Annotated in this window: 16 protein-coding genes; 5 read left to right on the top strand and 11 right to left on the bottom strand. The window is 34.4% G+C overall.

Annotation, left to right across the window (positions count from 1 at the left end; genetic code table 11):
- Positions 1-65 precede the first annotated feature (65 nt).
- Positions 66-407, top strand: coding sequence for a hypothetical protein (locus DCO56_RS24895; protein ID WP_108636410.1), 342 nt, complete (start codon positions 66-68; stop codon positions 405-407).
- Positions 408-677: 270 nt separating this feature from the next.
- Positions 678-1,376, top strand: a complete 699-nt coding sequence (locus tag DCO56_RS24890; protein WP_108636409.1) for a YdcF family protein — start codon at positions 678-680, stop codon at positions 1,374-1,376.
- Positions 1,377-1,556: 180 nt separating this feature from the next.
- Here DCO56_RS24890 and DCO56_RS24885 read toward each other — a convergent pair whose 3' ends face one another.
- The 9 genes from DCO56_RS24885 to DCO56_RS30115 all read right to left on the bottom strand — a co-directional run bounded on the left by DCO56_RS24885 (position 1,557) and on the right by DCO56_RS30115 (position 13,543).
- Positions 1,557-2,486, bottom strand: a complete 930-nt coding sequence (locus DCO56_RS24885) for a class I SAM-dependent methyltransferase (protein WP_108636408.1) — start codon at positions 2,484-2,486, stop codon at positions 1,557-1,559.
- A 4-nt stretch (positions 2,487-2,490) separates the two neighbouring features.
- Complete coding sequence (locus DCO56_RS24880; RefSeq protein ID WP_108636407.1) at positions 2,491-3,909, bottom strand: TolC family protein; 1,419 nt, start codon at positions 3,907-3,909, stop codon at positions 2,491-2,493.
- Positions 3,906-6,947, bottom strand: a complete 3,042-nt coding sequence (locus DCO56_RS24875; RefSeq protein ID WP_108636406.1) for an efflux RND transporter permease subunit — start codon at positions 6,945-6,947, stop codon at positions 3,906-3,908. The genes DCO56_RS24880 and DCO56_RS24875 overlap by 4 nt, the downstream gene beginning before the upstream one ends.
- A 9-nt stretch (positions 6,948-6,956) precedes the next feature.
- On the bottom strand, positions 6,957-8,015 hold the full coding sequence (locus tag DCO56_RS24870; protein WP_108636405.1) for an efflux RND transporter periplasmic adaptor subunit: 1,059 nt from the start codon (positions 8,013-8,015) through the stop codon (positions 6,957-6,959).
- The gene (locus DCO56_RS24865) at positions 8,015-8,449 is read right to left on the bottom strand and encodes a hypothetical protein (protein WP_108636404.1); all 435 of its coding nucleotides are present in this window, start codon (positions 8,447-8,449) and stop codon (positions 8,015-8,017) included. Before DCO56_RS24865 ends, DCO56_RS24870 begins: the two co-directional genes overlap by 1 nt.
- Positions 8,436-9,668: a DUF4221 family protein gene (locus DCO56_RS24860; protein ID WP_108636403.1), complete on the bottom strand. Its 1,233-nt coding sequence runs from the start codon at positions 9,666-9,668 to the stop codon at positions 8,436-8,438. The genes DCO56_RS24865 and DCO56_RS24860 overlap by 14 nt, the downstream gene beginning before the upstream one ends.
- An 87-nt stretch (positions 9,669-9,755) precedes the next feature.
- Positions 9,756-9,983, bottom strand: coding sequence for a hypothetical protein (locus tag DCO56_RS29120; RefSeq protein ID WP_146191134.1), 228 nt, complete (start codon positions 9,981-9,983; stop codon positions 9,756-9,758).
- 166 nt (positions 9,984-10,149) lie between these two features.
- Positions 10,150-13,188, bottom strand: a complete 3,039-nt coding sequence (locus DCO56_RS24855) for an efflux RND transporter permease subunit (protein WP_108636402.1) — start codon at positions 13,186-13,188, stop codon at positions 10,150-10,152.
- On the bottom strand, positions 13,172-13,543 hold the full coding sequence (locus DCO56_RS30115) for a helix-turn-helix domain-containing protein (protein WP_108636401.1): 372 nt from the start codon (positions 13,541-13,543) through the stop codon (positions 13,172-13,174). Before DCO56_RS30115 ends, DCO56_RS24855 begins: the two co-directional genes overlap by 17 nt.
- Positions 13,544-14,023: 480 nt before the next feature.
- Between DCO56_RS30115 and DCO56_RS24845 the strand changes: the two genes are divergently transcribed.
- Positions 14,024-14,950, top strand: a complete 927-nt coding sequence (locus DCO56_RS24845) for a recombinase family protein (protein ID WP_108636400.1) — start codon at positions 14,024-14,026, stop codon at positions 14,948-14,950.
- Positions 14,913-15,287: a hypothetical protein gene (locus DCO56_RS29115; RefSeq protein ID WP_146191133.1), complete on the top strand. Its 375-nt coding sequence runs from the start codon at positions 14,913-14,915 to the stop codon at positions 15,285-15,287. The genes DCO56_RS24845 and DCO56_RS29115 overlap by 38 nt, the downstream gene beginning before the upstream one ends.
- On the opposite strand, the gene tnpC is transcribed toward DCO56_RS29115, so the two are convergent.
- Together tnpC and tnpB are read right to left on the bottom strand one after the other, a co-directional pair.
- Positions 15,242-16,726, bottom strand: a complete 1,485-nt coding sequence (gene tnpC / locus DCO56_RS24840; RefSeq protein ID WP_108636399.1) for an IS66 family transposase — start codon at positions 16,724-16,726, stop codon at positions 15,242-15,244. The genes DCO56_RS29115 and tnpC overlap by 46 nt on opposite strands.
- A gap of 48 nt (positions 16,727-16,774) precedes the next feature.
- The gene (tnpB, locus tag DCO56_RS24835; RefSeq protein ID WP_108636398.1) at positions 16,775-17,113 is read right to left on the bottom strand and encodes an IS66 family insertion sequence element accessory protein TnpB; all 339 of its coding nucleotides are present in this window, start codon (positions 17,111-17,113) and stop codon (positions 16,775-16,777) included.
- Positions 17,114-17,360: 247 nt separating this feature from the next.
- On the opposite strand from tnpB, the gene DCO56_RS24830 reads away from it, so the two are divergent.
- Positions 17,361-18,328 (top strand): ISAs1 family transposase (locus DCO56_RS24830; protein WP_108636397.1); only part of this gene is annotated, 968 nt, incomplete at its 3' end.

The raw sequence follows: 18,328 nt of genomic DNA, 5'->3' as shown, positions 1-18,328 counted from the left end.
AGCCTATAAAACAAGCTGAAGAGTATGCGAAATCTTTTAAAAAACCGGATGATCGTTTTATCAATATGGCTTTAGAGGAGAGAATCAATGATCTACTTTATGATCATTTACAGAAAAAGGATCGCGAAAAATTCAATAAGAAACTAGCTAAAATAACAGACAATGGAATTGCCTATGGTATCCCAAATGATTCGTATTCTTATTTTACATTCAATCACTCGATGGAAAAATTCTTAGGTAATATTAAAGGGATCGAACATATCAAGAATTTGATAAGGGATAAAATTATTCCAAAGCTGGGGACCGAGAAAATTATTTTAAATACAAATATTCCTGAAAAACTCCTTTTGGAATCTGGTCTCAAAAAAGGCCAGTATGCTCAGCCTAAAGCCAATATAAATGGATAGAGGATTTGGGTTCGAATATTGAGCAACAAGCTAAAAGAGGTAGGATTAAAAAACAGGGAATCATTTTCCCTGTTTTTTTTAAACATAGGGGGCAATAGACATCGCAATAGGTTAAAAGTAATTTCGTCAAGATAATTTTCCAATTATTGAACAACTTCACTAAATTCATCTTTGATATGAAAAAAAGGGAAAACATAATATTGGCCAATTCTTATTCATCGAAAAATAAGTTATTGTTTTAAATTTATAATATAAGCTTAAATTGAAATTATGCAAAGACCTAATATTACTGAGAACAAAATCAGGGAAATAGCAAAATTACCGGAGGTTCCATTCCTTTCGGAGGATTTAATAAAAAACTTGTCAGACCTATGTTTTTACCAATCACCAATTATGGATTCAAATATCTTATTTGTATTTGGTTCTAATATCCTTCATAAAGAAATTGCTAATGAATTAACACGAACATTGAAAGATTTTAAGATTCCTACAGTAGTAATTACTGGTGGTATTGCGAATTATTCTGCCTCCTATTTTGAACCTATAGCTGAGTCGGAATTGATTTTCTCAAATATAGAGAAAGAGAAATTTCCAGATACTCACTTCATTATCGAAAAAGAATCAAAGAATACTTTAGAAAATGTTGAATTTTCAAAACCGCTTTTTGACTTTTCTAAAGTGCAGAATTTAATTTTCTTTTCGCATTCTTATGCATCAATGCGTTCATACCTTACTTTAAAAAAATACTGCGAAAATGCGAATTTTAGCAACTACCAGATAAATATTACGTCGGAAATTCAGGGAATAACGGTTGGTAAAGATAATTGGTATAAAACTGAACATGGAAGAAAACTTGTTTGGGGAGAATACTTGAGATTTAAAACCTACGGAGTTAGGGGGGACTTTTCAATTAAAGAAGTTCAAACCAAATTGTCCATTGTAGATGATATTATCAATGATTACGAGTAATAAGTCAAAACAGGCAATTGATATGAATAATGTTAACGCAGATTCATGCGATTGACACAGTTTGTTTTACGCTCCCCTCGATACTAAATCAAGCTTATAAAGATTTTTGTTTAATACTTGGTCTATAAAAGCATCTTTTGATAAAGGTTAATATCAAAAGATGCTTTTAAGCTTATAGGGTTATAAATAAGGATTTTTGGGTATTTTAATTAATTTGTATCCATCATTCTTTAGCGATTCTTGCAATCCGATTTCGGGAAGGGTTTTAAATATTATAATACTTAAAGACTGACTTGGTAGAATGCCAAAATTTGATAAAAAATCCCTAAGACCTTTTTTGAAGAGAATTTTTCTAAACTTCTTCTCTGATTTTACCGCTGGAATTTTTTCACTTCCAGGGAACCAAAAGTTTGGATTGAAATTTTTGATCGCTACCATTGGTAAATTAATACCGGCTGCAAATTTTTCCATTTCTCTTTCAGAAACTTTATAAACGAAGTTGCCAACAGCTTCATAAGAAAAGCGGTTTTTCCATATCTTATTTACTAAGCCATGTTTAATCTTTTCTAAAACATTGTTCATAAATAACAAGAAAGGCATTTTCATGATCGGATCTTGCGGTTCGATAATAACAATTCCCTTTTTTGCTACTCGGATCATTTCATAAAGAGCAGCATATGGTCGTGGAAAATGATGATAGGTTTCTTTACATAGGATATAGTCTATGCTATTGTTTTCGAACGAGAGATTTTCTGCATTTTCAGCGGAGTATTGCTCAACAATGCCAACTTCTTTAGATACGGCAAGAAATTCATCACTTATATCCGAGGCAATTACATTTTGAACGCCATTTTCGATTAAATAATTAGCATCATGTCCGTAAGCGTCACCTACTGTCAACCAGGATGCGTTCTTATATTTTGTTATGGGTTTGACACATTCAAAAAACTGATTCTGTAACCAATGATTTATTGTTCCTTTGTAAGTTTTTATTCCATTTAACAAAGCTAACTTTTGTTCTTTTTCGGGGAAGAGATTCGTATACCAATTGGAATGTCTATTATAACTATCCTCTTGAAATGATTCGGTATTGTTTTTTGTATTGTCCATAATATTATTTTACAAAAACTGTTAGTTCGTAGTAATTTTCCCAATATTTTCTTAATGATCTTATATATGATTGATTAGCTACGTTATTTTCTTGTTGGGAGTTTATTAGATCTGTAACCGTAATTTTTCCTGTGGAGAATTGGTCGATCAGTAAAGAGTATCGTTGTTTTGCAATTTCAAGCATCTTCCTCGAAATTTCAATATCTTTTATACTATATTCAATACCATTAACTGCGCGCCGCATATTTTGGAGTATTATTTTTTTGTCACTTTCAATAGCTAATTCCACCTCCTTTAAATTATATTCAGCTGCTTTTGCGGTTTCTTTTAATCTTCCCCAATCGAGAATCGGAAAATTTAATGATAAAGTAGCGCTCTGTCTTGGATTAGCCCTACTATAAACATTACCTAAATGATTATCAGTAGAATTATATCCGACAGAGAGTCCAACATTAATCTTATATTTTTCTTTTTTTACTTTTTCCAAATCTCTTTGAGCTTCAAGAGCTTTAATTTTAAATTCAGTATACTCAGCCATGTTTTTTTCCATGCTGGATACCAGGTCTATATTGTCAATTTTAATTTCAGGTAATTGGGAAGGTAAGCGAAGTTCATTGTCTTTTGAAATGTGAATACCAATATAATCGGACAGTTCGACGATGGAGTTGTTTAGATCTTCCAATGCCGCATTTCTTAATTTCTCGGCATCTAGCATCTGGATCTCAATCTGGGAATATTTGTTGAGAGATGTAGTCCCGAATTTCACTTTCTCTTTTTCTTCATTTAATAATCGTTGAAAAGTTTTGTATGCTTCTTCTGAAAGATCGAATGAAGATTTTCCCTCAATTACATTGAAGTATAATTTTGTGGTTAATAACGATATTTGAGCTAGTTCCGCTACACTTCTTCTCTTTGTATTTTCAAGTCTTATCGGTTCAATTATATTTAACCATTTGTATTCATTGTAAGCATTAATGGGTTGCCGGATTGATAAATTTATAGGAATGCCATTATATTGCTTCTCTTTCAAAATAAAATCATCAAACCTTGTAAGATTGGAGGATACTGAAACAGTCCCTCCGGTTTGGGGAACAATCTGTGTAATTGCCAATCCCAGTGTTGAATAATTTTGCGACCTTGATTGAAATGAGATAGTACCGGATGGTTGTATTACACTAAAGTAATCTTTGCTATAATCTAATATATTAGATGTAAAGCTGATTTCTGGTAAAAAAAGCTTTTTGTAACTATTATATTGAGCAATATTTCTTTGATGATGTGCAACCGAGATTTTATTGGCAATTGATTCGGATTTTGCGATTTCGATAATATTCTCTAATGTATAATCATTTGCCGAGCTCTGACAATATCCGTTAGTTGCCGAGCAGAAAGAAAATATAATAATGTATTTCAGGAGTTTCATGAATTTTTCTTTGTTACTGCATAATAAACCAATGGTATAAAACAGAATGAAAGTATCGTTCCTAGGCTTAAACCTCCAACAACGACACTTACAAAGTTTCGCTGAATATCATTTCCAATACCATGTGAAAAATAAACTGGTACCAATGCTAATGTTGTGGTGAGGGAAACCATGATCAATGGTTTTAAACAAATTCTACCTGCTTCATGTAAAAGTGAAATGAGATTCTCTCTATCAATTTTTCTGCCATGGGATTTTGCTTCCTTTATTAACCTATTGACAGTTTCAACCTTTAAGGTAGGGTCATCTACTATTATCCCTAGAACGACTATAATTCCTATACCCGCCATTATATCGAATTCTCCGCCCATACCCCATAGTGTAAAGAATGAACCAAACAATGCGCAAGGCAATGATGACATAACAACAAATGGATGTAAGAAATTATCAAACTGTATGGCCAAGAGGGCAAAAAGAAGAATTAGGGATATTATAACAACAATGAACAGATCTTTTTTGATCTCTTTCTCAGCTTTGAATTCCCCAGTAAGGGACGCATTTAAGTTTTTTGATTCAATCAGTTTATTTAATTGTTTTTGAATCTTATCAATATTAGACCCTTTAGGGATCTCATTTATGAATATTGATTTATAGTATCCGAATTTATCTGCCGAAATGGATTGATCTTCATCTGAATAGTCATATGATACAAAGTTTTGCAATTGAAAGTATCCATCGTTGCTATTCTTTAGGTAAGATATTTTAAATTTCTGGTTTAAGGATGCAGTATCGACGATCTGAGAAGTGAAGACATCACCGTTTCCTGTAAATTTAATTTTTTCGCTGTCATTAAAGATTGATTTTAATTGATGGATGACATCACTTTTTTCCAGCTGATAGCTACTTAATTTTCGTTCATTAAGATGAAGGTTTACATTCGTAACTTTTGATAGATTGCTGGAGTTTTCCCATTTCAATTCCGGTAAGGCATTTTTAACAAGTTGGACGTTATTTTCGCTATCTCTGTTATCTAAAAGAGCATCTTGTCGAAACCGAACTTCCATTTGTGGCACATCGTTTTCAAATAAATGTATAAAGGCATTTTTAGCGCCTGAAATTTTTATAAAGGCATTTGGATAATTTTCGTTAAAATATGCTAACAGTTTCTTGTCTAATGCATTTTTTGATTCGGTGTCTGTACATTTATAGTAAATATCTGAACTATTGATATTGCGTCTTTTTATATCTATCATTAAGTCGCTTATACCGATATCAGCTTCCCAATGAACAGCGCCATTGAGTAATTTTGAGAGTTCGTTAATTCTATTTTCATTTTCTTGTATCCCTACCGGTTCGTTCCAATCTATATTTACAGAGGTTTCATTCTCTTCAAATTGTGGCATGATCCGTATTGGAATACGGACTGCTATTAGATATCCTAAAGGAATCAATATTAAAATACCTAAAATGAACTTCCTCCTGTTTCTAAATATCACTTCGTATAAAACATCATAAAATCTCATGATAAACTTAAATACAAAGGTTTCCTCACCAGATTTAATTCGCTTTTTACTTCTTGCATTAAAACTATAAAATAAGACAGGCGTTAGAATAAAGGCTACAAATAACGAAACAAACAAAGAAATGGTCAATGCAATTGCTTGGTCATAAATCAGCTCTCCAGCTATTCCGCTTAAATAAATAAGTGGGGCATAGATGACAATTGTACTTAAAACTTGACTCAGAACAGGGACGAATACTTCGCCAGCACCTTTTATACAAGCTTCTTCAAGATCAAAATCCAGATAATTTCTTGAAATACTGTCAATAACAACAATAGAATTATCAATGAGCATTCCAATACCCAATGCAAGTCCTGAAAGCGAAATGATATTGAATGATATTTTGAAATAATAGAAACAGATAAAAGTTAGCAATAGTGATATAGGAATACTTATACCCATCAAAATAGGAGACGATATGTTATTGACAAAAAGAAAAAGAAGTAATACACATAAAATGCCTCCATAAATAAGGTCTTGTGTCAAGTTTTCTATTCCTGCATTTAGGAGATAGGTCTGATCCTGAGTGAGATCAAAATTTAGCTTGGTATAATCATTCCTGATTAAATCCAATTCATCATGGACAGACTGTATTACCTCATTCATTCTAGCATTTGCCTGTTTGTGAATCGCTAATACAATTGCCTCTTCATTATTGAACAAATGCTTGCCAACTTCCTGATCCGCTACCGATTCAATTTTTGCAATATCTCTCAATGAAATAACACGATTATTTTCGAGCCGAATGGAGATGTCCCTTAAATGGTCAATGTCACTAATATTATTTGCCATCTTGACCAGATAGGAGTAGTTGCCGTCTTTTACTGTTAAAGCACCAGAAGAAGAGCCGCTTGTCTGAACCGTTTCTCTTATCTTTTGTTCATCGAGTCCTAAATATCTGATCTTTGTTTTATCCAGAATTATTCTGACACTTCTAGTCTTTAAGCCATTGATATCAACCAGGGAAACACCTTCTATTTTTTCTATCCTTCTTTTGATAAGTTGAAGTGTGATATCAGATGCTTCCAACAAGTCTATGCGTACTTTTGGTGTGATTTGTAGATTTACTATCGGAACATCTGAAACATTTTGTTTAATTAGTTGCGGTCTAATAAAATCGCTTGGAAGATCAGGAAGCAACTGGTCAATACGTTCATTTAGTTTAATGAATTCATCACTCATATTTGTTCCGAATTCATACGATAAGTTTATTAATGCAAAGTGGCTATATGATTCGCTCTCTATGGATTTGATTGAGCCTACAGAACTGATACCTTCCCGGATAATTTTTGTTACATTGGATTCAACAGACTGTGCTGCATGATTTGGATAGTTTATTTTTATCTGAATGGCAGGTTTCTCAATGTTAGGTAACAAAGAGACGGGAATGTTGAAAAAACAAAAGCCACCCCATACAACTGCAATTAAAAAAATAAGGTATACGGCCAGTGATTTATGCAAAAGAAACTTCATCATAATGTAGCCTTAATTTAGTACCACATTAGAATTATGGGATAGATAGTTGTTATTGGAGACAATTACGGAACTTCCCGGTAGAAGACCATTTTTGATTTCCACTTGATCGCCATTTATTACACCGATCTTTACCTCATTCCATATTGCTTTTCCAGATTCATAAGTAAATACAATATCCTTTCCTGACCTTTTAACCAATGCATTCTTAGGAACCCATAAACTCCTTTGAGGATTGACCAATACTTCAACATCTACATTCATTCCGAGATAAAGGTGATTTGGATTTAGTATATCCGCAATTATTTCAATGGTACCATTCTCGTCAACTATTGGATTGATTTCTGAGATCTTAGCCTGGAAGGTGCCGTTGAATGCTTGTGGGACGATTTTAATATTATCACCGATTCTTATTAATTTGATTTCACTTTCCATGATTCTAAAAGAACATTTTAGATTGGCTGTAGAATAAATCTTGAATAATTCGTCTCCCTCTTTGATGACACTTTTATTTCCTATTTTGGTATCATATATAATTCCAGTAACGGGGGAAACGATCGCTAGTTTTTTTTGCTTTGATTTCAGCTCATCAAGTTCGATTTGAGAAATTGCGACTCCAGATTCGATTTCGAGCCGTTTCAATACTGTGTCTGTAAATTGTCGTTCATCAATATTGTTTAATCTACTCTGGCTAATGGAATCACTTTTGTAGGTTAAACTGTTATTAAATAAAGAAGCTTTTGTTTTACGAAGACTATAGTCCAGTTCGTCATTTCTTAATTGTAAAAGCAAGCTATTTTCCTGTACATGTTTTCCATTCTTTAATTCAGATCTCACAATTACACCATCTATTGGAGAATAAATGGTATAATTATTTTTAGAGACTATTTTTCCATTTGAATAAATTGAAAATGAAAGATTGGATTCATCAACTTTTTTGGCTTGTACTACGATATTCTTATCCGATATTTTTGAATTAGTGGATTTGGCCGTTATTACCTTAGATTCTTGTGCACCAGAACAAGAAAATAGGACTGAAGCAAAAATAAAATATGCTATCCTCCTGTTCATTATTGAATAATGGAATTATACGTATTATCATCAAAATTTTGAATTTCACCAATTTCTCCATCATTTCCCTTGAAAGATATAACTTGTGGATAATTGGAGACAATTTCAGGCGCCAGGAAGTAATTATCCTGATCAATCTTAACATTAGGATTTTTCAGAAACTCTTCTCCGACTTCATTTTTTAGCAGTTTTTTGTCCATTACTCCTGTAAATACTATGGTAACACTATCTTTTATTTTACTATAGTTATTCACTAAAAAATAAGTTGCATTTGATATACACCCGCCACATCCTGCACCAGGAACTACCACTACATATTTTTGGTTCTCGATATGGTTTTGATTTAAGGCGTTCTTATATAAGCCGCTATTTTTGTTTCCTTTGGAACAAGAGACAAATAATAAGATTAGAGCTGTTATTTTAAATATTCGCATCTTTTTTCAGTTTATATCTATCAAAATATAGGTTATTGTTATCCTCGTTATATTTCTTTTTATTGAATACATACATATACCCATTGTCAAAAAATATCATTCTATAATCCAATTCTGTTGCGTCAGGCAGAACTGTTTCTCCAATTTTGTTGAACTTATTGTCCATGATTATTGCACTATATTTAAATTTATAGCGGGTTAACGGATCTCTATATTCCGATTTCGTCCTTGGTAGATAAGCTAAACGAACATACACGTCATTTATGTCATCATAAAAAACTGAATAATAAGAAGGATTGGTCAGTTCATATTCTGCCGATTTAGCCATGTCATCATGACTGGGATTTAGAGTTTTATCATTTTTGTTAGATAAAAATGGATCAATACTTTTGAAATTCTCGCTTCCGATAAATTGACTAGGGGTCACTTTTTCATCATTCAAACTGAATGTATATAAATGGGGATCAGCTGCATAACCCATTACTAAACTATTTTCTTTGGAATTCTGAGCACCATATAAGTAATAAAGGTTCATGTTATGGCCCCAAAATCCATAGTTATATAGATTGATCCTATTGAATAATGGTTTTATTTCTTTATTGGCAAGATTGACCTTTAGCAGATCCTTGATTTCGTTCTGAGGAGAATAATATACGTTATACGCGCACAGCAAATAAGCTGTTCCATTCTTATAAATAATTGGCGAATTGGTGCTTGGATTAGGTTTTGGACTGTTATCAACTATTGAGTTTTCAGAAACTAATTGAACACGGTCCAAAAGATCCCCATTTGTATTCAATACATTTAGGTAATCCATATTAAAAAAGAGAATTGAATCCTTCGAGATAACTTTATGCATCGAAGGAAGATTGATGGCTCCCGTACTATTCCTTCCTTCCTGAAATAAGGGAACTTTCTTAATAATTGCTTTCTTGTCAAAATCGAATAATAGAATAGACTTTGAGGACGGATTTAGAAATGAAATCGTCTTGGTGTTGTCATTTTTATCCTTAAAAATATCAATACCATAGATCTTACTATCTGTATTTTCATCAACGGGTAATAGGTAGGAATCTGTCAATTCTAGCGTAGCGTTCTTTTTATAAGATTTGGCGTTTTCATCTTTATATTCGACGGGATTATCACCAGATCCTGAACACCCATATATCGTACTGCAAAGTAAAAGTAACCGCAGAGAATTGATAAGTCTATTATTCATTTATTGGAAATTTAAAATAACTGATTTTTAAATTTTTGAGATTTTAATAAAGAGAACTGTTCTCAATTGAACAGTTCTCTAAGGCAATTAACCACCAATGTTGTCAATTACCGTTCTGTTACCAGCACAATCTGATCCCGATGTAGCGTAGCGGTTACACTCCACTCCATACGTGGCACTTACACATTTACCAATTGATGGTCCTGAGGCAAGACTTAAACAATAAGTCCCAACGGCGATGTGTGCAGAAGTTGTACCTACAATACCACCAAGCAACAAAACAAATGCTGCTACTTTTTTAATTGATTTTTTCATGTTAAATGAATTAATGAAATTATGCCTACGATTATGGGTTTAGGCTTCCCCGTAATTGATTACTGTTCTATCAAATTTAATTAAAAGACAATCAGGGTTTTGATTGCATTTTTGACATTTTGATTGTTAGTTTTGCATTTTTACCAATCACGAGAAAATTTAATAATCAATGATTTAGTGAACCCTTATTTATTGAAAATAATGGAATTACGAATGTGGTAATAACAACAATTGCAATCGAGGATGCTAAAACTCCGATGGAAAAAGCTGGCCAAAAAGGATCGTTATATTGAGTGATTAGGTAAGTTAGATTTCCAACACTCCCAATGAGTAATGATAGACTTATTAATTTAATGTTCTGGCGGAGGTAGAGTCTGCTGCCTTTTGTTTTTACCACCACACTTAAATCTTCCCAAAAATAAAGAAGATAACAAAATCCAATTAATATGGTAAATATAAAAGAAGCCTGTCCCCCTTCATCAAATTTTAGATCACCAATATAAAATGTAGCAAAGATTGCTGAAAGAGATATGTAAACCATTAGAAAAGCCAAACTAGCTTTTTTAAAACTATTCAATCGAATTGTTAATAGAATAAAGATAAAGGATGTTGCAGAAAGAAATATTAGCAATTTTGTTGTAGGAGGTTTCGAACTTTCATAATCGCTTAAGACATCTATTATGTAACCTTCTGGAAGTTCCTTATTAATTCTATTTGTTTCCTCTAAAAGGTAATTGTATCCTGTTTCGAGAGACCCGACATATTTTAAATTAAGTGTCTGAATATATCGTCTATTCTCTCGGACTATTGATTCTACTCTGTCTGCCTTTAGGAATGTCGTTAACGAATTTGGTTTGATGTAACGATCTTCAAGTCTAATTGGGTGGGTTAGAAATTCATTAATCGTTAGATTACCTTGATTTTTCGCAGTGATTTTTATAGGAATATTTTCGTTGGATATACTTATTGACATTTTCTTATCCATGATTTCCGAATTGTTCAGGATAAGTTCCGATTTAATATTCTTATCGTCGAGTTCTAATTGCGCGAGTTTCCTGTCATTTACAGACATTTTGTATTCATGATTATTATCTGAAATAAATTGGTTATCAGAAGCTAAAGTTGCACTATTGACTCTGTCATTTTTGGAAATCTCAGTTTTAACAAATTCACCTATTTCTTTTAATCTGGCAAAGTTATATCCACTTATTTTTAGTTGGAAACTAGGATGTTCCTTTGTCATTTTATTACTAAACCCTTTACCGATTCCAAAAAATGTCCAACCGACTCCGTCTAAGTTTTGAGATGCATAGATTAACTGTTGCCTCAATTTTTCAGGGTAATGAATGGGTATATCGTTTAAAAATTTAATCTTTATAGTTCCTCGTTGTCCGGAAAAAACCTGTGAGACATATAGGTCTATATATTCTGTACCTGAAAGAAATTTTTCTAAGTATTCTAGTGAACTTTTCATTTGTTCTGCTGTTGCACCAATTGGCAGTTCAGCATAGATATTCAAAGAAGTTTCTTGCGAATCTTCAAAATCTGTATTTACATAAATATTTTCATGGAATAATCTCCACATACCTCCAATTGCTAAACTGGATGCCGGAATAATCTTATCCTGTAAAAAGGGCGTTCCGAAAATTTTATTATAAGTATTGTTGCCCTCTATTTTAGTAGGAATCATAAATAGAGGTATCCCTGTAAAGAAAAGAGAAAGAAATAAAATAATATATCTGTACTTTATTATTTTAACATTCGTAAAGATTGTTAGATTTTTGATGCTCTTTTGGCTGTTTGAATTGTTGGTTAATAAATTGTGTAAACTGGTTGCAAAAAGGAAATTAGTAATTGTTCCCACTGCAATTACAATTAGTGAAAATTTTAATATGGATTGAAGTTGTTGTAAATCTTGATAATCTAAAAAGTCTAACGCCACATATAATGAAGTAGCAATAAGGAATATAATTACTTGCGATTGCTGTATTCGTCTTTTGCCTATTTTATCAAATTGACCCAATGCAATTAGAAGATTAAAACATAAAAATGATAAAATGAAGGAGATACTATTTATGGTAATTAAGTCAATTGGAATCTTAAATAGAGAATAAATTAGAACTAATAAACAGAAATTGATAATTATGGTTGAAATTACTATTAAGAGGTATTTCCAGTTCTGAAACAATAGTAAAACAAAGGCAATAAGTAAAAGAGTAATTCCGCCATTTAGCACGGCTATTTTGACGAGTTTCCTCAAATGTTTGGAATTGTCCTGTTCTAACCTTAATTCACTTCCTTCTGGAAGTTCTTTTTTGATCTTTTCCAAAACTTTGGAAATTTTCGAATAGGTCGTTAAAACATTTTCTGATTGATTGTCATAAATATGGATCAATGCTGTGTTTTTTCCATTGATTCTATATGAAAAATCATTTTTTTCATAAGTTTCAGAAATAGTCGCAATATCCCTTAATTTGACTAAAGGACTATTATTTAAAACGACCTCTTCTAATGCTGGGATGCCTACGGACTGCTGAGCTAATCTAACAAAATAATTCATGCTTCGATCAGCGACATTTCCTAGATAATTTTCGTTTGTAAGACCTTGCAGTGAAGAAATTACATCACTAATAGCAATCTTCTTTGAAAACATTCGGTTTTTATCGTATTCGATATTAATAATCTTTCTACTTCCTCCAGTAACTTCTAAAGTAGCCGGGATATCATTGTTTCTAAAGATTTTTTCAAAAATTGTTTTTATAGAATTGATCTCGGAATTGCTTATTCCGCTTATGGAATATGATATTAAAGGTTTTTTTTCTGATCCTTGTCCTATTTGTGATATGATCGGAAAAGTTGTTCCCTGAGGTAAGTTTTCAAAAACTTGCCTTAGATTTAATAGTATATCAAATCTTTTTTGAAATAGGTTGGAAGAGGTATTAAAAGAAACTTTTATAGAGCCATTGTCCTCGGTAGAAAAGGAGCTAATTGTTTTGATATTATCTATTCTAGATAAAGCGTTTTCGATTTTTGAAGTAACATATTGTTCTGTTTCTTCAGGTGTAGTTTTAAATGTAGAAAAGGATATTTCTAACGAGCTTTCAGCTGAGTTTTGGTTCAATTGAAAATTTAAGTTTCTTATAGAAAATATACTTATGAAACCTAGAATAAAAAAGATTATGATTAATCTAAATGAAGTAACCATCGTTTTGTTTAATTAGGATCTCACCTAACAATTTCTTCATTTGAATTATGTCCGAATTTAAATTGGTTATTTGTACAGCTATGAAATTTTCCTGATTTTTATGAGTCCTAGAATCTTCTTGTATGATTTCGGCAATCAATGACATTAAATCCAAATTATAGCATTCTGCGAGTTGGGGTAATTTGGATAAGGGGATTTCATGATAATCATTTTCCCATGATGAATAACACGGTCTGGATACATGTATTAAATCAGCTATTTCATTTTGTGTATACCCATGTTGTATTCTATGTCTTTTTAGTACAGGCCCGATTATAAGCTTTGGACAATCAATTTTCTTATTTGATTTCTTCATGAGTTACTAATTAAATGCTAAAAGATACAGTTGAAGCCTTTATCAGCCAAAAATTCTCGACAAACTCTATTTTGACCAATACGAACACCTGGTTTACTAATATATTTTTTAGAGCGTGTCAAACTCACAATAATTCTTTATCCGCTAATATTTAAACTACTTTCTTATGAATTTAAATTCGGAAAATCGGCAATTTGAAGTGCTTCGATTCCTAAAAAAAATAATACTGAAAATTTAGGTTTACTAGGGAATATATGTTATTCGAGCTTCTACTTGATTTGTTTTGGGGGGAGATTCAATAAAAAATGGATTTTAATATAATATCAAGTTATGTCAAAAAATACAGTTTTAAAAGATAGCAGTAATCTTGGTAAAGTGGATAAAAAGACAATAATGTAGCTGACTTAAAGATAAAAAACGAAGAAAAATTAGTGAATTTAATAGTTAAGATTTTGGTAAACAAAGCAATAAAGGAGGCTAATGAAAAAGGGTATACGTTATTTAAGGTTCAGCAGTGATGGTCAAAGTTTACATAGTATCGAACGTCAAGATTTAATAACAAGCCAGTGGATGAATAATAGTGGTGTGGAAATAGTGGATACATTTATCTACGAAGGACATACTGCTCGAAACTTTGATAGGCCGGATATTAAGGTACTTTTTGACTTTATCAAAAAGAATCATGATCAAATTGATTATTTGGTCGTAGCTGAGTTAACAAGATTCAGTAGGATCGCAGGCGACGCCATTAATATGGTTACAAAAATTCAAGCACTTTATGATGTGAGGATTGTAAGCGCTAGTAGAGGATCAATTTATGATTGTATGGATCATAATTCCTTCTTTATAATGGGACTTGAATTTTTAATGGGCAATTCTGAAAATATAAAAAGACAGAATGACATAAATGCAGGAATCTATACAGCAAAAGCCATAAAGGGACTATGGATACAAGGAGGACCTGCACCTTTTGGTTATAAAAAAGAAGGAAAGAATGAGGAACGTCGCCTAGTGATTAATGAAAGTGAAGCGATAGTCGTTAGATATATTTATGAAGCTTTTATTTCCGGGGTTGCATTATACAAAATCAAAGAAAAGGCAAAGGAGTTAGGTTTAAAACGTATGGGAACTACAGCTGTAGAGCGAATATTAACAAATCCTTTGTATTATGGATTCCAACATGTTAAACCGTGGAAACAAAATCCAGGAGGTTTATACCCACTAAAAAATCATGAACCTATTGTTGATCCAACGACTTGGAAATTAGTAAATGAAAAAATAAAAAGAGGTACTAAAGAAAGGAAAATTTATGACGATCAAATTCCACTACGTGGTGCTTTAAGCTGCCATTGCGGAAAACTATTAACAGGTGCTGCAAGTAAAGGGAAAATATTATTATTACTATAAATGTAGTATCGCTAGTGCCCATAATAATATAAATGCTGAAAAAGCTCACAAACAATTATCCGGCGCTTTAGAATTAATGAGTCTTCCTGAAAAACTAATATCCAGTATAAAAGAAAAGAGTGAGATCGAGATGGAGATAACTTTAAAAGAACATAAAACATTATTGAAACAACGCCAAATCGAATACGAGCAAACTGGCCAAAAGCTTTTGTCAATTGAAGAAAAATGGATTTCAAATAGAATTCAACACGACACATATGAAAGATGGCATAACGGTATCCGTCCGACGAACTACATGTTTGATTTCTCGGTAATAATTTTAAAGTTCTGCGGATAGAGATCTTTAAGATTTTTGTGGTTGATGGACATGATATTTTCCAAGGTATATTTCAACCACTGAAATGGATTAACCTGATGTTTTTTACAGCTAGCGAAGAACGAATAGATCATTGCTGCCCGCTGTGCTGCCTCATGGCTTCCTGCAAAGAGATAATTTTTGCGTCCCAAACAACAGGGTCTAAGGGCATTTTCGATTTGATTGTTATCAATGAGCAGATTTCCATCATACAGGTAAGCCGACAGGGCATCCCATCTGGCGTACGCATACATCATCGCTTTTCCGATCTGGCTTTTAGGGAGCGTGTTTTTTATTTCCTGGAAGATCCATTTTCCCAGTTCGTTGATAATAGGTAGCGATTCGGCCAATCTCAATTCTTTGGTCTGTTTGGCATCCAGCCCACCATCTTTGATCCGACGCTCCACGCCATAAAGTTTTTGGATCTCCAATAGTACTTTTTCAGCGCTTACTCTGTCATTATCCAGGGCCTTTTCAAACTCACGACGCGCATGCGCCCAGCAGGCAAGATGCACAACTTCTTTCTTTTTAGCGTATTTTTCGTAGGCCACGTACCCGTCCGTCTGCATATATCCTTTGAAATTATCCAGCATTGGCCCGGGAACATGGCCGCCACGCGAGGGATTATAATCAAACAATACGGTTCCATCCAAAGGCGCATGATATACCCAATACCAACCGGTATGGGCAGCACCTTTTTTATCACTGTCCAACACTTTGATCCTAGTCTCATCGACCTGCAGATATCCCCGGGTCCTGGTGTCGTGAACAAGCTGCAGGTAAAGTGGTTCCAGCTTTTCCAGTGCCTGTCTGGTCCAGCCTTCAATGGTTGAGGAGGCTATCTGTATGTTTTCCCTGGCAAAGATCTGCTTCTGGCGGTACAGCGGGAGATGATCGGCGTATTTACCCGTCAGGATCATCGCTAGCAGGCTTGCTCCCGGGATCCCTTTATCGATCACGCGCTCGGGAAGTTCGGCCATGGACACACCATCTCCGTTTTTAGCTGCATATTTATAACGGATGTAGCGTTTGATATAGAACCTGGCAGGTTCACACTCAAGTTCTTCGGTAATTTCCTGACCGATGCAGACCATATCTGTTAGATCACCTTGGGGATGGGTCTCGATCTCTTCTACAGGAAGGTGTGCCGGCAATTTAGCACGCCCTTTATGGTTTGGACGTTTGCGGACATACTCGATCTTTTGCCTGATTTCTTCCTCTTGCTGCTCCGCTTGGGCATGCTCGGATTCAAATGGAAGAACTCCCTGATTGGGATCGCCCTCGAAGAGCTCACGCTTCTGTCCGAACTGCATGCGCTTATACATGGCGAGTTGGGATTCTAGGTAATCTATCTTTTCATCACGACTGGAAATGACCTTGAGAAGGTCTTCTTTTGAGAGGTTTTCCAGTGCATTTTCCATAGTGTAAATATACGGAAAAAGTAGCTTTAGTCCTATAAAAAACCACTTTTAAGACAAAGAGAAACGTCTTTTCTGAATGCTCTTTACAACCTGTATACCTTCAACCATCAGTACCAGGTCACTCCAGGACAATTCTCCATTTTTTACGCTCGGCGGCATGAAGGTACCGCTCTCCAGGCGCTTATAATAAAGGACAAAGCCTCCTTTTTCCCAGTGCAGCAGCTTCATATGTGTACGGCTACGGTTCAGAAAAACGAAAACCTCACCACTGGTCGCCTGACGCTGCATGCCCGAACTGATCAGTCCACAGAGTCCGTCGAATGATTTTCTCATGTCGCAAAAACCATCATAAAGATAAAAGCGGTGCGATGAACCCAGCGCAAACATCAGTACAGACGTATCAGCTGTGATACAAAGGCAAGATCATTTTCGGCCTTTATACGCACACCGTTGGGATAAATAATCTCAACATCGCCCTTTCCCCGCGCCTTATTGATTGTTATAAAGCTACCGCGGGATGTCAGGGCTAACGCATTAAAAATAAAAAATTCAGGAGAGTTTCCACATTTTTAGGTTTTCGATGTTGGTAATATGTGTTTCGTTAATGTTCTGATGGAGGTATCTTTGTTCCATCATGTTAGAGAAAAAGAGTACCCTTCATCACTATTTTGAACAGTTTCCCGACCACCGGATTAGCCGGAACAAGAAGCATCTTTTGAGTGACATCATCATTCTGTCGATCCTTGGTGTACTTTGTGGTGCTGAATCCTGGGATTCCATTGAGGCTTTCGGTAAAACCAAGCTTGGTTTTCTCAAAGGTTTTCTCAAACTGCCTCATGGGATTCCCTCACACGACACGATCAATCGTGTCTTCAGCGGTCTTCGGCCCAAGTTGTTTGAAAAAATGTTCGTAGAATGGGCAGGTAGCCTGAAGAATGAGTCGATCAAAAAGGAGGTCATCAGTATAGATGGGAAGAGCATTAGGGGTTCAAGGGATAGTTTTCATTCCCAGAGTCCAATACACATGGTGAGCGCATGGGCATCCAGTAATGAGCTGGTATTGGGACAATTGAAAGTCTCTGATAAGAGCAACGAGATCACCGCAATCCCCCTTTTATTGGAACTGCTGGACATAGAAGGGAGCATCGTGACCATAGATGCTATGGGTACCCAAGTCGATATTGCACAGAAGATCGTAGAGAACAAGGCGGATTATATCCTATCGGTCAAGGGAAACCAACAGGAACTATCGGATCAGATAAAGGGTCGATTTGAAAACCAGCTTCCAGCAGACGCAGATCTCGCCCAGGAGAAAGGGCACGGACGCATAGAAAGCCGTAAATGCGAGGTGATCACCGACCTTACCTTCATAGACAACAGTATTTCATGGGCTTCAATAAAATCGGTGGTACGCATAAGTTCCACAAGGGAGATAGGAAACAAGGTGACCACAGAACAGCGCTATTATATCAGCAGCTTGAGTGAAAAAGCGGCACATTTCAATAGTTATATCAGGTTACACTGGGGCGTGGAAAACAAGTTGCACTGGTCACTGGATATGATATTTAATGAGGACAGGCAAAGAAAGAGAACAAAGAATGC

Origin of the sequence: Sphingobacterium athyrii, from assembly GCF_003071065.1 — a bacterium.
In the GTDB taxonomy this organism is placed as follows: Bacteria; Bacteroidota; Bacteroidia; order Sphingobacteriales; family Sphingobacteriaceae; genus Sphingobacterium; species Sphingobacterium athyrii.
The sequence above is the reverse complement of the archived record's forward strand: the minus strand, read 5'-3'. Positions and strand labels throughout refer to the sequence as shown.

Excerpts from the sequence above, each read along its gene's own strand:
- DCO56_RS24895 (WP_108636410.1), top strand. The coding sequence starts at position 66 with ATGGCTTTAGAGGAGAGAATCAATGATCTACTTTATGATCATTTACAG.
- DCO56_RS24890 (WP_108636409.1), top strand. The coding sequence starts at position 678 with ATGCAAAGACCTAATATTACTGAGAACAAAATCAGGGAAATAGCAAAA.
- DCO56_RS24885 (WP_108636408.1), bottom strand. The coding sequence starts at position 2,486 with ATGGACAATACAAAAAACAATACCGAATCATTTCAAGAGGATAGTTAT.
- DCO56_RS24880 (WP_108636407.1), bottom strand. The coding sequence starts at position 3,909 with ATGAAACTCCTGAAATACATTATTATATTTTCTTTCTGCTCGGCAACT.
- DCO56_RS24875 (WP_108636406.1), bottom strand. The coding sequence starts at position 6,947 with ATGATGAAGTTTCTTTTGCATAAATCACTGGCCGTATACCTTATTTTT.
- DCO56_RS24870 (WP_108636405.1), bottom strand. The coding sequence starts at position 8,015 with ATGAACAGGAGGATAGCATATTTTATTTTTGCTTCAGTCCTATTTTCT.
- DCO56_RS24865 (WP_108636404.1), bottom strand. The coding sequence starts at position 8,449 with ATGCGAATATTTAAAATAACAGCTCTAATCTTATTATTTGTCTCTTGT.
- DCO56_RS24860 (WP_108636403.1), bottom strand. The coding sequence starts at position 9,668 with ATGAATAATAGACTTATCAATTCTCTGCGGTTACTTTTACTTTGCAGT.
- DCO56_RS29120 (WP_146191134.1), bottom strand. The coding sequence starts at position 9,983 with ATGAAAAAATCAATTAAAAAAGTAGCAGCATTTGTTTTGTTGCTTGGT.
- DCO56_RS24855 (WP_108636402.1), bottom strand. The coding sequence starts at position 13,188 with ATGGTTACTTCATTTAGATTAATCATAATCTTTTTTATTCTAGGTTTC.
- DCO56_RS30115 (WP_108636401.1), bottom strand. The coding sequence starts at position 13,543 with ATGAAGAAATCAAATAAGAAAATTGATTGTCCAAAGCTTATAATCGGG.
- DCO56_RS24845 (WP_108636400.1), top strand. The coding sequence starts at position 14,024 with ATGAAAAAGGGTATACGTTATTTAAGGTTCAGCAGTGATGGTCAAAGT.
- tnpC (WP_108636399.1), bottom strand. The coding sequence starts at position 16,726 with ATGGAAAATGCACTGGAAAACCTCTCAAAAGAAGACCTTCTCAAGGTC.
- tnpB (WP_108636398.1), bottom strand. The coding sequence starts at position 17,113 with ATGTTTGCGCTGGGTTCATCGCACCGCTTTTATCTTTATGATGGTTTT.